This window comes from Agarivorans sp. Z349TD_8, assembly GCF_050870825.2.
GTDB lineage: Bacteria > Pseudomonadota > Gammaproteobacteria > Enterobacterales > Celerinatantimonadaceae > Agarivorans.
On sequence record NZ_CP194037.2, the window covers coordinates 407800 to 421281 of the forward strand.

The 13482-nt window shown below is 45.9% G+C and carries 17 protein-coding genes; 10 read left to right on the forward strand and 7 right to left on the reverse strand.

From position 1 onward, the window contains the following. Window positions 1-384 precede the first annotated feature (384 nt). Window positions 385-1122 (reverse strand): helix-turn-helix domain-containing protein, encoded by a 738-nt coding sequence (locus ACRRS1_RS01750; protein WP_432454909.1) that lies wholly within the window; start codon window positions 1120-1122, stop codon window positions 385-387. A 113-nt stretch (window positions 1123-1235) separates the two neighbouring features. Here ACRRS1_RS01750 and ACRRS1_RS01755 point away from each other — a divergent pair, with 113 nt between their 5' ends. From ACRRS1_RS01755 to ACRRS1_RS01775, 5 genes are all read left to right on the forward strand, one after another. After that, the gene (locus ACRRS1_RS01755) at window positions 1236-1538 is read left to right on the forward strand and encodes a hypothetical protein (protein WP_432460712.1); all 303 of its coding nucleotides are present in this window, start codon (window positions 1236-1238) and stop codon (window positions 1536-1538) included. Window positions 1539-1569: 31 nt separating this feature from the next. Next, complete coding sequence (locus ACRRS1_RS01760) at window positions 1570-2373, forward strand: DUF2145 domain-containing protein (protein WP_432460713.1); 804 nt, start codon at window positions 1570-1572, stop codon at window positions 2371-2373. A gap of 133 nt (window positions 2374-2506) precedes the next feature. Continuing rightward, window positions 2507-2956, forward strand: coding sequence for an inner membrane protein YiaA (gene yiaA / locus ACRRS1_RS01765; protein WP_432468958.1), 450 nt, complete (start codon window positions 2507-2509; stop codon window positions 2954-2956). 112 nt (window positions 2957-3068) lie between these two features. Continuing rightward, window positions 3069-3530: a GNAT family N-acetyltransferase gene (locus ACRRS1_RS01770; RefSeq protein WP_432454906.1), complete on the forward strand. Its 462-nt coding sequence runs from the start codon at window positions 3069-3071 to the stop codon at window positions 3528-3530. Continuing rightward, entirely contained in the window at window positions 3487-4074 is a 588-nt protein-coding gene (locus ACRRS1_RS01775) for a DinB family protein (RefSeq protein ID WP_432468527.1), read from the forward strand. The genes ACRRS1_RS01770 and ACRRS1_RS01775 overlap by 44 nt, the downstream gene beginning before the upstream one ends. Here the strand turns inward: ACRRS1_RS01775 and ACRRS1_RS01780 are convergent. Beyond that, entirely contained in the window at window positions 4071-4991 is a 921-nt protein-coding gene (locus ACRRS1_RS01780; RefSeq protein WP_432454904.1) for a LysR family transcriptional regulator, read from the reverse strand. The genes ACRRS1_RS01775 and ACRRS1_RS01780 overlap by 4 nt on opposite strands. A 125-nt stretch (window positions 4992-5116) precedes the next feature. On the opposite strand from ACRRS1_RS01780, the gene ACRRS1_RS01785 reads away from it, so the two are divergent. Next, window positions 5117-5755 carry an NAD(P)-dependent oxidoreductase gene (locus ACRRS1_RS01785; RefSeq protein WP_432454903.1) on the forward strand — a complete coding sequence of 213 codons (639 nt, stop codon included), beginning with the start codon at window positions 5117-5119 and terminating at the stop codon, window positions 5753-5755. Window positions 5756-5812: 57 nt separating this feature from the next. On the opposite strand, the gene ACRRS1_RS01790 is transcribed toward ACRRS1_RS01785, so the two are convergent. Together ACRRS1_RS01790 and ACRRS1_RS01795 are read right to left on the reverse strand one after the other, a co-directional pair. Next, complete coding sequence (locus ACRRS1_RS01790) at window positions 5813-7675, reverse strand: choice-of-anchor I family protein (protein ID WP_432464266.1); 1863 nt, start codon at window positions 7673-7675, stop codon at window positions 5813-5815. Window positions 7676-7975: 300 nt separating this feature from the next. Next, window positions 7976-8239, reverse strand: a complete 264-nt coding sequence (locus ACRRS1_RS01795; RefSeq protein ID WP_432454900.1) for a hypothetical protein — start codon at window positions 8237-8239, stop codon at window positions 7976-7978. A 171-nt stretch (window positions 8240-8410) separates the two neighbouring features. Between ACRRS1_RS01795 and ACRRS1_RS01800 the strand changes: the two genes are divergently transcribed. Next, the gene (locus tag ACRRS1_RS01800; protein WP_432454899.1) at window positions 8411-9214 is read left to right on the forward strand and encodes an acyl-CoA thioesterase; all 804 of its coding nucleotides are present in this window, start codon (window positions 8411-8413) and stop codon (window positions 9212-9214) included. Between the two features lie 41 nt (window positions 9215-9255). Here the strand turns inward: ACRRS1_RS01800 and ACRRS1_RS01805 are convergent, their stop codons facing one another. From ACRRS1_RS01805 to ACRRS1_RS01815, 3 genes are all read right to left on the reverse strand, one after another. Next, entirely contained in the window at window positions 9256-9783 is a 528-nt protein-coding gene (locus ACRRS1_RS01805) for a GNAT family N-acetyltransferase (protein ID WP_432460718.1), read from the reverse strand. A 545-nt stretch (window positions 9784-10328) separates the two neighbouring features. After that, window positions 10329-10646 carry a hypothetical protein gene (locus ACRRS1_RS01810; protein WP_432460720.1) on the reverse strand — a complete coding sequence of 106 codons (318 nt, stop codon included), beginning with the start codon at window positions 10644-10646 and terminating at the stop codon, window positions 10329-10331. Window positions 10647-10682: 36 nt separating this feature from the next. Further along, a complete protein-coding gene (locus ACRRS1_RS01815) occupies window positions 10683-11219 on the reverse strand; it encodes an MOSC domain-containing protein (protein ID WP_432454894.1) in 537 nt (178 codons plus the stop codon). A 567-nt stretch (window positions 11220-11786) separates the two neighbouring features. On the opposite strand from ACRRS1_RS01815, the gene ACRRS1_RS01820 reads away from it, so the two are divergent. The 3 genes from ACRRS1_RS01820 to ACRRS1_RS01830 are packed head-to-tail and all read left to right on the forward strand — an operon-like array spanning window position 11787 to window position 13378. Continuing rightward, on the forward strand, window positions 11787-12386 hold the full coding sequence (locus ACRRS1_RS01820) for a helix-turn-helix domain-containing protein (protein ID WP_432464267.1): 600 nt from the start codon (window positions 11787-11789) through the stop codon (window positions 12384-12386). Next, complete coding sequence (locus tag ACRRS1_RS01825; protein ID WP_432454892.1) at window positions 12373-12903, forward strand: GNAT family N-acetyltransferase; 531 nt, start codon at window positions 12373-12375, stop codon at window positions 12901-12903. The genes ACRRS1_RS01820 and ACRRS1_RS01825 overlap by 14 nt, the downstream gene beginning before the upstream one ends. A gap of 28 nt (window positions 12904-12931) precedes the next feature. Next, window positions 12932-13378, forward strand: coding sequence for a DMT family transporter (locus tag ACRRS1_RS01830; protein ID WP_432454890.1), 447 nt, complete (start codon window positions 12932-12934; stop codon window positions 13376-13378). The last annotated feature ends 104 nt before the right edge of the window (window positions 13379-13482 follow it).

Consider the following 13482-nt stretch of genomic DNA (forward strand, 5'->3'; position numbering starts at 1 on the left):
TGACAAACTTGGCGGCCAAGTTTGTGGTGAAGCTCGACAGCTCTTAAGCGAGCATGCCTTCCTTCCATCCATGGAATTGCTTGCGGATAGCACTCATGGGCTTGACCGCTCAATTGATGAGCCTAGCCAGCATATATAAATAAACCTATCAAATAAAATGAAGGCTTGGCTAGCCATTGTTATATGCTTTGTGAAGCGGCGCTTGCTTGTGTTGCCTGGTTCCCCCTTTGGTTAATATGCCAGCTAAAACTGTTGCTGAGAAAGGGCATTTTGGCAGGCATCGCGCGAGCGTCGGTGAGGCCGATTCGACCGGATCTTTGGTTCGGGACCAAATCGCAGCCATGAGGGCACTCGACACAAGCATCGTTGTTGTGGAGCGATTATTTATGACTTCCTCTCCAGTTGATCAAATATCGAGATTTCCCAAGGGCGCATCGCCAGTAGCAGTCCGGTATGGCGTCGTTTATCTAAAGGCAGGCTGGCATCCTGTTGATTGAGCGCCGCCGCTTCCTTGGTGAGTTGATTGAGTTTACGGCGAATGATTTCTATTGAGCTTGGTGAATAGTGACCGCGCAGGTAGAAACGAAAGCTATCATCATCTTCAAACCGAGAATTCATAAATTCGTTCAGCACTTGCTGTTCCATGAAACGCTCCAACGGACCGTTACTGATCCATCTAAAGTCCTGAGCGATTAGCAGTTTATAGGCATTGTTCGGCAGCAGTTGGATCATCTTTAACTTGTCGAGTCGGGCCATCAGGCGAATACATTGGTGTTGGTCGATCTGATAGCGGCTGATGATTTCGTCAAAGCTCCAACCATCGCGGACACACACCGCCACCAGCAATAATTTGTGGTCATCCATCAACTCTTGTTCTTGCTCTCTGGTGAGCTGACTTAGCTTATCTTTTTCTTGATCGGCCAATAGAAACAAATCGATCAGGTTGAGATCAACGATATGACACATCGCTTCCAGGCGCTCCAGAGAAAAACTATTGGTAGAAAACATGCGTTTAATATTGGCTTCGCTCATATGCAAACGCTGGGCGACATCTTTATAGGTGAACCCTTGCTGCTTAAATACTTGCTTGAGGGTATCGCGGATCTGCTGTAATTGGCTCATGGTATATAAATACTATACTAAATGGTCACTCATACTAAACATATTACGCCGAGGTTTACAGTAAATAGACTAATCCCTATTGTTAATTCGAACTTAACCAAGAGGGAAACATCATGAAATTATGGAAATCACTGCTCATCACCGGTATCGCTTTAAGTAGTTTCAATCTTGCCGCTGCCGACTCAGGACAGCACTTCACTCAATCGGCGAAACACTCCGCCCTTGCCGCTTCAAATGGTTTACAGGGCAGCGGGCAAGTGGTTGCCAGCGTAGTGGCAACCCCGATTGTAGTGGTGGGGGCTTCAACAGTGGTGGCTGGTAGCGCGGTACTGGCATCCGGTATGGCTTTAGCCGAGTCGGCGGATAGCTCGGTGCCTTTGGAGATTGGTGACGCCATCGTCGTGGGTTGTAACTAGTCTGCCGCTCTCAATAACAAGGATGCTCAAAATGAAAGTATTAAAACAGTTCGTCATCGTCTCAATGTTGTTCTTTACCGGTTATTGTTTGGCCGGCAGTGCGCCGGCCGATGAAGCGAAGTTTGAACCGGCAGCTATTGCTCAATTCTCCAAGCAGGTCGAGAAATACGCTGCCGCCCATCATGCCAATGTGTTCATCATTGGTCGGGTTGGGCGGCCGCAAAAAGATTTGCCCAAGGGGATCCAGTTTACTCATACCGCTTTGGCCGTTTATTCACAGTTGAAGCTCACTTCGGGAGAAACCACCAAGGGTTATGCTATCTATAATCTCTACCAGAATCAGGGAGACTTGGGTCATAGCAGTTTAGTGACCGACTATCCGGTGGATTTTTTCTGGGGAGTGGATAGTTTAAAAGCTGGCATTGTGATCCCAAAGCCTGAAGTACAAGCGGGCTTGCTGGCCTTAATTGCCAATAATCGCTATCAAACTTTGCATAATCCCAACTACTCGGTACTGGCTAACCCTTATAATGCTCAGTTTCAAAATTGTACTGAATATACTTTGGATATGCTCAACGCGGCAATTTTTGATACCACCAACCGCCAGCAACTGAAAGCACACGCTCAAGCCGAATTTAAACCGCAGGTGCTTAAAATCAATCGCTTTAAGTTGTTGATGGGCGGTTTGTTTCTCGATGAGGTCACGACTAAAGATCATACTGGTAAGTTAAAGACCGCAACCTTTACTTCGATCGCTCGCTACTTACAGCAGAAAGATTTAATTCAGGATGCGGTGGTGCTCTACCCGCACGATGCTTATCAGCCTTTACTTTAGATATATTGATTAAATCTACAATTCGTATAATTTAGGGGACGTTATGACTCAATTCATCAACAGTGAACCGCAAATTCATCAGCCAGAGAGCAACCATGTTCCGGGCCCATTTAATTTCAGGAAGAAAAGCGACATGAAACATCATTACTTGCCAAAACCCAGCGCTGCTTTTATTGCAGCCTCTTGGGCCGCCTTATTACTTGGTGCTGCGGCTTACCTACTTGGCCTATGGAATGCCGAGATGCAGCTCAACGAAAAGGGTTATTACTTTACCCTCTTGTTATTCGGATTATTTTCTTCGGTATCTTTGCAAAAGTCGGTGCGTGATAAGTTAGAGGGTATCAAGGTCACTGCAATTTATTTCTCGCTCAGCTGGTTTTCCTTGGCTGCGGCTATCGCTCTATTGGCCATAGGCTTGTTTAATGCGTCTTTAGCGCTGAGTGAGAAAGGTTTTTATGGCATGGCCTTTTGTTTGAGTTTATTTGCTGCGGTATCGGTGCAAAAAAACACCCGCGACTTAGCTTATTTTAATCAAGAGGATGAGGGCAGCAGCTCAGAGTCGCAGCCTGATGAAGTTGCGTAGTGTGGAGAATTAAACTAGCCAAAGCGGGTGATGTCTGGTTAGCTTAGCAGCTAAGCTCAGATCCGAAGGGGAAGTTTCGGCTTGCCCCTTTGCTTTAAATGAAGGAATGAACATGGCAGTGCAAGTGATCATGGCAGATTTGGCGCAGCTTGAAGCGGTTGCCGAATTGTTTGACCAGTATCGAGTTTTCTATAAACAAAACAGTGATTTAAACTTGGCTCGCGATTTTATCGCCGAACGGATGCGGCTGCAGCAATCGGTGATTTTTGTAGCTTTATCCGCTGAGGGGCGAGCCTTGGGGTTTACTCAGCTCTATCCTAGCTTTTCGTCGACTAACGCGGCGCGGATCTGGATCCTCAATGATTTGTTTGTCACCCCTGCGGCGCGTGGTCAGGGGATTGCGCCACAATTGATGAATGCGGCAAAACAGCATGCTTTAGCCACCCAGGCGGTGGCACTTGAATTAGCCACTGCCACCGATAACCATCGAGCACAGGCGCTGTATCAATCTTTAGCTTATCAGGTCGATCGTGAGTTTATTCACTACCACTTACCTCTGGAGCCAGTTCAGTGAAGGGCGAATTGTGATGCAGCAGGCCTTTGTTTTAATGGCGAACTACAATCGGCAGCTGAATCGGCAGTGTTATGCTTGCGCTGCTCAATTGAGCCAACACGACGTAAAGCAAGAGCGTGGTGCCTACTTTGGTTCGATCTTTGCCACGCTCAATCATATTTTGGTCGGGGACATCCTGTGGTTGCAGCGCTTTGCCCGACATCCTAGTGCTTTTCGTGCCTTGCAGCCAGTGTTGAGTCTGCCTGTGCCGACCGGTTTGCAGCAAATTCTGTATTCGAATTTGGGGGAATTGCAGCAGGCCCGAGAGTTGATGGATGAACTGATTATTGATTTTATCGGGCAAATTCGCCAGTCGAATTTGCAGCATCATCTGCTTTATCACAATAGCAAAGGACTGCCTTACAAAAAGAATTTTGCCAGTTTGCTCCTGCATTTTTTTAATCATCAAACCCATCATCGTGGTCAAATTAGCACCCTCTTGTCGCAATTTGGTATTGATGTGGGAGTGACCGATCTGCTGAGCTTGATTGTCAATGAAGACTAATGTTGGGAGCGCTGCAGCTCGCTTTCATCGAGTCTTAATATATCTTGCTGCCATTGTTCGGCAACAAAATCGATAAATTGTCGAACCAGTGGAGATTGATAGCTGCGCGACAAATACACCGCCCATAAGGCGTGCTGTGGCAGGTGGTACTCATTGAGTATCGGCTGCAACTTTCCAGCCCTGATCAAGGGATTCGCCTGATCGCAGGGCAGTAAAATTATCCCTCGACCTTTTAGCGCTGCATTCAGGAGCAGGCCCATTTCGTTGGCTTGCAGGGTACCGGAAACCTCCACTTTATAGCTTTGCTGGTGGCGAATAAACTCCCATTGCTTATGTCCGAGGTGGAGCAAACAATTATGCTGTTTCAAGGCATTTAAGTCGCTGGGGCGACCAAACTGTTTCAGATAGGCGGGGGCGGCACAAATGACCGAGTCCACTCGCATCAGGCGGCGCGCGATCAACTGTTCATCGGGGGCTTGGGTATAACGAAAAGCTATGTCTACCCGCTCATCCACCAGTTGGGTGAAGCGATCCGAAGCGACGATGTCGATATTGACTTCAGGGTGGCGCTGGCAGAACTGGGTGACTACATCCAGCAATATATTTTGTGAGAAGGCCACTGGGGCGGTGAGCCGAATGCTGCCCATCAAGCGGCCAATTTGTTGCTGAGCTTGTAGTTGCATCGCCACCGTTTGAGCGATGATCTGCTCACAGTGGCGCAGCGCTGTTTCACCAGCCGAGCTCAGGCTGACCTTGCGGGTGGTGCGGTGTAATAGCCGTTGTTTTAACCAGGCCTCTATCTCCTGCACGTGTCGTGAGACTTGTAAGCGGCTTAAGTTAAGCTGCTCTGCGGCCTTAGTGAAGCTTTGGGTATTGGCCACTTCAATGAAGCTGCGCATGGCATCGAGTTTGTCCATTAGCTTATTAGTGCTCTATTTGGATACAATATGCATCATTATTGGCTATTTATCACGAAAAACCTAGATATTAAACTGCAGCAGTTGTTAATCATTTAGAACAAAACAGAATAGGATTGATTGATATGAAAGTAGCAGTATTAGGTGCAAGTGGTTGGATCGGGAGTCATATTGCAGCAGAAGCCAAGCAGCGTGGTCATCAAGTGCTCGCCTTAGTGCGTGAGCCAGGTAAAATTACTGACCCGGCTTATGAAGTGCGTCAGTTTGACATTCAGCAGTCAGCAGATCAATTGAGCGAGCAGCTTGAAGGGGTGGATGTATTGCTGGCCTCAATTAGTGGCCGAGCCGCTGGCAACCATGAAATTGTTGCCGCTACCGCAGAGCAATTGTTGGCACAGTTACTAAACAGCAGCGTTGAGCGCTTGCTGTGGGTTGGCGGTGCTGGCAGTTTAGAAGTGGCTCCCGGCGTCACTCTCGCTTCGGTCCCTGAGTTTCCCGCCGAATATAAAGCAGAATCCACTGCGCAGGCCGAAGCGCTGCAAGTATTTAAACAAACCACCAGCTCCGTTAACTGGACCTACATCAGCCCTGCGGCTGAAATTTTTCCCGGCGATAAACAAGCGGACTATCGTATCGGTGGCGAGCAGCTGCTTAGTGATGAACAGGGCAATAGCCGGATTTCGGTGAGTGATTATGCGGTTGCAGTGATCGACGAGTTAGAAAGTGGCCGTCATCCCAAACAACGGATTGGTGTGGCTTACTAGACTAGAACTAAGTCTGAGCGCCAGCCAATGCTGGGCGCTCAGGATTGGCTTCAAGAATTAGTCAATGGCCAGTTGGTAAACCGTGGTGGTGCCGGAAACTTCGTTCCCTACCGCGATATAGTGCTGGCCGATCCGTGAGAAGTAAGTGATAGACTCCGGCCCTAAATCTCCCGCCTTCGGATTATAAGTGGCGTTGGCACAATCACCATCCTGATCAACTTGGCTACAAACTGGCTGGTTAAAGTCGCGATTATTCACAAAATCCAACAGCACTGGTGCCGCAGGTTTGGAAATGTCGTAAGCGGCGACGCCCCCTTGACGCTCTAGACCGATAAAGGCAATGGTTGCGCCGTTGATCTTGGCAACGGTGATGGCTTCGGGCTCAACGCCCTTGTCATCCGAGCGGTCATCGTTGCTTTGATTGTCATTGCTGGCGTTCCAGTGCTGTGGACTGTTGGCTAAGTCTGATAATTGGTTGCCACTATCGAAGATCCGGTTTGCGGCTAAGTCAAAAATCGAAAAAGAGCGGGCACCAAAGGTATAGATCAAGTCGTTCGGTCCGATGTTTTTATTGTCGGCGACCACCTTGATTCGACCAATGGATTTTTTGTTGGCGATGGTGCCTTTTTTGCCATATCTTGCCTGATCCATTAGCGGGTGCTTGGGATCGACGTTCAGTTTGTAGCCACGAGTTTCGTCGCTATAGGAAATACAATCATCGATATGATGCTGGTATTGCTCGGCATTCTGATGTTTGCCACCCTCTTTATAGTCATCGCCATCCCATTGGTGTCCCGCTTGTTCACATTGTTGCTGGGTGGTGGGGTAAATATACTCTCGGCCATCGCCTTCGTTGGCGGTAATCAGGTAATCCTGACCATCGATGTTAAAGCTGGCAATGGAGTCTGGCATATAATAGCCCACCAACTGCGGGTAGCTGGCTTGGCTAAATTGTTGGTCTTTGTTGCTGAGATCGAGTTTTGCGCCATCGCCCCCCGCTGCAACACTGGCCCAGCTTTTTACCCCTAGCCCCTTAATCGACTCGATCTGCGCACTGGCGATATCGATGATGGCAATGGCATTGTTCTCCTGCAAGGCCACAAGCGCTTTCCCATGTTCTGTTAAAGCGATGTATTCCGGCTCAAGATCTTGCGCGACACTGGCACCAAAGGGACTCGGCAAGCGGACATCTTTGAGTTCGCCATGCCGTGCCTGACCTTGGTTAAATGCGCTAAAGCGTACTTGATGGATTTGCGCTTGTTGGTCGCCAAACCCGTTCGCCAGATCAACGATGGTTACCGAACCTTCAGGATCTTGAGAATAATCTCCATTGGGCTCGCCTTCGTTGGCGCTAAGCAGATAACGGCTATCGGCTGTCATGGTGACCATGTCTGGCAGAGCGCCAGCGGGGTAAGTGTTTATCAGGCTTAAATCATCGGAGCGATAGAGCGCGATAATGCCGTTTTGCTGCTTGTTTTGGTTTTGAATGGCGACCGCCACAATGCCGTTTTTTGCCACCACGCTATTGGCATCGCCGATGGCGATCCCGGCTTTTTGGGCGGCGGCTTGTAAGTTAATTTTACCGTCTTTACTGGGCGCACTTTGTTCCGCAGATAAGCGCAATACATCAATACTCTGATCTTTGGCATTCACTACATAGAGCTTATCGCGACAGCTGTCATAGGAGACGATTTCTGCCGACGAGCTGGCAAACTCACTGCCGGAAAAGTGACTGCCGACGCGCTTCATTTTTAAGCTGTTTAGACCTTGTTTTTGGCTCAGAGCTGCTTCTGTGAGGCAGTTTATGTTTAGGTCTTGGATGCTTTGAATGGCACTTGCCTGAGCGGTTTGAATAGAAAAACTTGCACCGACCAGCAAGGCTAAGCTGCTGTAAATCCGTATCGTGTGGTTTGCTTCCATGTTGATCTCGAGTATTTATGAAAACCCTTAGCATAGGACAGCAATGTGGCAGTTTTGTGTCTCTGGCTCAGTGATGATACGGATACCGCTTTAAGCGGAACTCTGGGATCATCAATTTGACGGGCGTCGTGCGGGCTGGCCAGCCAAGGCAGACTCGTTGGCGATGAACTTAGCCACCGAGCGTCCCAGAGTTTGCGGATAGTAAGGCGATGGCATGGGCGTTAACTGGCCTTGAAGGTCGCTGCTATACCCGCGTTAACTTACTGAGATGGTGTTGTGATGCATCCTTCCTTGCTTGAATTACTTGACGCGGGTAATGCTGATTGAATGCTGTTGACAAAACACTTGCAGTATCGCGCCCGGCCTTAGTTGTTCGATTTGAGATTGATGCACAGCATCAAAACCGCGCTGTTGCCAGCTACGTTGCTTCAGTTCGGCTTCGCCCAGTGGATAAATATCTTGCTGGCTGAGGCTATCATGTCGCGAAATGATCCAGACACGTTGTTGCTCCACCATGACACTGGTGAAGGCTTGTTTGAGTTTCCAGCCAAGGCGTTTGAGCATTTGAGGCTCCTTAAAAATGAACGTCAGTTATACCATAGCCGGATCTTGAAAAACCAATGCCTTCTTTGAGTGCGGGTGCGAGCTCTTAGATCGAACACTCACTCGAGGATTGCCTCCACACCTCCGACCAGATACAATTGTTTTTAACAAAATATTAACAAGGCGTATGGTATGCATATTGATAGACTCTTGGCCGAAATTGCCGAGCGAGTCCCGCAGGGCAAGACACTGACGATATCGAGTTGCTGGACTCAAGGGCGAACCGTATTTGGTGGGCTTTCCGCCGCACTATTGTCTGATGCGATGCAAACTCTCGTGAGTGATTCGCAACGACTATTACGCTCTCTCAGCACCAGTTTTGTTGGCCCCTTATTGGCTGATATGCCTTTTTCGATAGAACTTGAATTACTTCGTACAGGAAACAACGCTAGCCACATCAATGCCAGAATCGTTCAAGCAGGGCAGGTGGCGGTGACTCAACAAGCTAGTTTCGCTCTGCCTCGCAACTCTCGACTGGTGGTAAACTCTCAAATGGGTCACCAGTTGTCGTTGCCTGAGCGTTTAGCGATTTTACCAGATGTAGAGGGGCTGAGCCCTCGTTATATGCAGCATATTGATTTGGCGCTTGCCGCGGGTGGCTTACCTTATAGCGCCAGTCAGGATTCCCATTTACATGGTTGGATGCGCTTTAAACAGCCGCCTCGAGCCTTCAGTGACGCCCATCTGATTTGTTTAGTGGATGCCTGGCCACCAGCCGTGATTCAGATGATGAAACAACGCGCTCCCGCCAGTTCCATGACTTGGAATCTGGAGTTTGTTCATCCACAGCGCACGGTTGCCGCAAGTGATTGGTTAGCTTATCAGGCCCAGACTCGCCAAGCTGCCGATGGGTATGCGCATTGTGAAGCCAATATTTGGGATCGAGATGGCGAACTGCTCGCCATTAGCCGCCAAATGGTGACGGTATTTGATTAGTCGACAGGGGCTGCAGGCTACCTCCGGCTACCCAACTATATTTATGCATGAAGGGCGTAAATGGCATGATCAACGATTCGCCCATTTAGATTTTCTGCATTAGAAATAACCCCTTCTAGTTTCAGACCTAAACGTTCACAGACGGCTCTACTCGCCAAATTCTCTGTAGCGGCGGATATTTCAACTTTATGCATTTGTAATTCATCAAATGCAATGTCTATCAGTTTTTTACAAACACGAGTCATAATTCCATTGCCTTGAGCGGATTCTATAAGCCAATAACCAATGTCGACTTTTTTTAATTCGTGATTAATCGTGTTGAAGGAGACATTACCAACGAGTATTTCATTGTAAAATACGCCACAGACCATTGATTTCCCATCGGCGTAATCATGAAGAGATTTTTGGATAAACGAAGCAAAGTCCTGCTCCGTTTTACAGTGTGGAGGCCACACTAACCACTGCTCAAGATAGGGTAAATTTTCTTGGGCCAATTGAGCGTATATTGGAGCAAAAGACTTTTGAACCAATGACAACTTAATATCATTATCTACTTTTAAACTGAACAAGAGTCACTCCTTAAATATCAGAGACGGCCTTTTTGATGCGCTAGTGTATGTCCCGCAGCGGCATGAATGCAGTGAAAAACCTTTGCAGGAGGCTCACCGTGTAATGATTAAACGCGAAGGACTCGCGAATGGCAAGGGCATTACCGTGAGGGAATGCCTGAAGAAAGCCAAAGGTTTTTTTATCTAAAGAGAGGGCGAGCTAATGAAAAACATCATATGCGGCATAGGCTGGAGGCGAGTTGGCACAAGACAACGAAGCCAAGCTATCTAACGGTCACCGTAAATGATGCAGCAGTGTGCGAGAAAAGAGAAAGTGCATGTTCTACTTCTTATAAACAAAGAGTGGGGAGGTCTGCTTAACCAGCGAACGTTTAACTCACTCGTTCTATATCCGACCGGACTTAGGAACGGTGGCGCCAAAACAGAAGCCATCACTGGGGTACAAAGGGGCTAATCGACCGTTGTATCTTAAACACTTTCAGGAAACGCCCTGTGCGGGGCCGCATACGGGGGCTTGAGGTTACCGGCTACCCGATGAGGCCTTTTTAAAACATTGACCATGCATCTAGGCCAAGACTCTCGATACAGGGAACAAGTACATCAGCTAAGAACTCTTTCTCTTCAGTATCTAAGTCATCCCAAGGTAAATCATCTACCAGATCGTTTACATCCGAAAACCTTTGCTCTGCATCTTCAACTAAAATGCCAACTGATTTCAACTTATCAAGGAAACAGATAGTAGTTTCATTTAATAGCTTAACGACTTCAGGAACTGAAATGTTTAACCCTCGTGATTCCCATGCTTCAAGGGAATAATTGTCAGTCGCTTTAGCTTTAGTAATAATTTGTTCAAAATTGCTCATTAAACACTCCCTTTAGAGCGCCTATACTTGTTAGCACTAAACTCTTTTCAGAGGCAAGTGCGGTGGTTCTGGGAGTTCAACAGTAATTTGGTCTTCAAGTTTGACTATCCCACCTTTTATCACTGTAGCCATAATGCCGGCTTTCCTTATCAAGTTTCCCTCAGCATCTTTATCCAAAACTGCTTTAGTTAATCCTTTTTGATAGTTATCGAGTTGTGCACAAGGGTTTCTTAAACCAGTGACTCGAAGAACAACATTTTCACCTAGCTTGAGTACTGTGTTTGTTGGGAGAGAAAGGAGTTCTAGGCCTTCGGTTAGAACATTTTCACCAATGGTACCAGCTTCAATTTCAAAACCTTTATCTCTTAGTTCTACAAAAAGTTCAGAATGGAGCAAGTGAACTTGACGAAGGTTTGGTTGTGATGGGTCAGCTTTGACACGCGACCTATGTTTAACAGTCTTGCCGCAATGAGCATCCCCTTCTATTCCCATCCCTTTAAGAAAGCATAATGATTCATATGTTTTCTTGGAGAAATTATGTCCTTCATCTTTTGATAGTGATACGACTTTCATAACATCATCCTTTTGCTGGCACGTATTGTTAGAATTTTGATTACACAAATTTGCACATTCCCAAACCAAGTCGGTTACCATTCTTTACTGAATAAGCATATTTTGCATAGAACTCTTCTTTACCTTTTGCTGACAGCAAACCTATTGTTGCCCCGACTCACATGCTAAATTCAAGTATTTTTCTATGAGGCACATTATTTCAGATCCAAGGCCTTGTCTCCGGTATTCTGGTTGTACGGTAACATCCTAAATATAAAAGTACATTTCTCCATCATCAACAACACGACCTGTAGTTATGAGTTCACCTGAACTATAAATGATTGCCCAAAATAATGAGTTATTAATACTATTGAAAATGACTTTTTCTGAAGGAGTCGCCCACCCAATTTATTCCCGTATTTTCAGAAATTCTTGAGCTGTAGGAGCACTTTTTTTCTTCATATAAATTCCAATATGCCACCAAAATAGGTCTGTGAATTTCAATGGATTATTAATTTTTGAGATTTTTTATTGATAAGCTTTATTTTTTCTAGTTTAATGGATTTTATTTTTAATAAGGTGGAATTTATGAGCATAGACTCTCTAATCTCAACCAAACTCAAAAGGTTACGTAAGAGACAAAACTTAACGCTAGACTCCTTAGCGGAGCGAAGTGGCATTAGTCGATCAATGATTTCGTTGATTGAACGTGGTCAATCAAGTCCAACCGCAACGGTACTAAACAAATTGGCTGATGCCTTGGGGATCTCTCTTCCAGAACTGTTTTCTGATGACTCAGAAAAGGCCAGCAATGACTCTCTATCGGTGTCTAATTTGGAGACGCAAAAAACCTGGCGAGATCCAGAGTCTGGTTACATTCGCCGTCAACTTACGCCGAAAAATTCCTCTTCACCAGTTGAATTAACCGAAATTATTTTTCCTCCAAAGCAAAGCGTTACTTTCGAAAACATGCTCAGACATATCGAAATACATCAGCAGGTATGGGTGATCTCGGGCGAGATTGAAATATATGATGATGATTCAACATGGCATCTCAAAGAAGGCGATTGTTTAGCATTTCAACAAAAGGAACACACCACATACTTTAACCCTAATAACACAGAAGCCAGGTATTTAATTACACTTACCAGCCTCCCGCTTTCAAGGAGAACAAATGATGGAATATAAGGTTATAACCTGTACATATGAAAAGCATGCACGAAGCATCCTAGATATATTTAATGATGCTATTGAAACATCTACAGCTTTGTACGAGTACGAAAAACTCTCAATGGAAAGTATGATTGGATGGTTTGAAACCAAAATAAACGGTGCATATCCAGTCTTTGGATTGGAATCTCTAAATGGTGAATTGATGGCATTTGCTAGCTACGGTTCTTTTAGAATGCGGCCTGCTTATAAATACTCGATTGAACATTCTATTTATGTTCATAAGGATTTCCGCGGCAATGGCCTAGGCCGAATTCTACTTGAATTGCTCATCAAATCAGCAAAAGAAAATAATTATCACGCCATCATTGGCGGTATAGATGCTGATAACCTCGGCAGTATCGCTTTACATAAAAAACATGGGTTTCAGCATGTAGGAACTCTACCTGAAGTCGGATTCAAGTTTGGCCGTTGGCTGAATTTAGTTTTTTATCAACTCGTATTAGATACCCCAACATCACCAACTGAAAAATAGAGAGTAACTATTACATAGGAGATGCTCCATGCAATCTTATACCACTTTATTTATCTTGATCGCAGCAGGTATCTCTTTGGTGATTCAAAATATCATTATGGTTAGAATTACTGATAAGGTATCTACAGTAACCATTACGTTATTACTGAATTCAATCAGTGGTCTATTTATATTGCTGATTATTCTGTGTATAAAAAATGGAATGGCAGGTATTTATGAAGCAGTACGGCATATCAGCCCAATGTCTTTACTTCCTGGGGTTTTAGGCTCATTTTTCGTATTTTCAAGCATCTTTGGCTACAAACATGTCGGTGTGGCAACAACAATAGCAGTATTAGTTGGCAGTCAATTAATATTCGGCATCATCGCCGATAGCTTCTATACTTCTTTGCCATCAAAGCACAATATAAGCACTATTGTTGGTGCGCTGTTACTTATAGCTGGCGTAGTTTTGATTGTTCAATCCAAAAAATAATCCGCATATAAATTTAGATATATGCGCAATGAATAAAGCCAGCCACCGTAAAACCTTACTAACGGTTAGGCGGCTATTTTGATGCGCTGTGTACGCCCTGCATG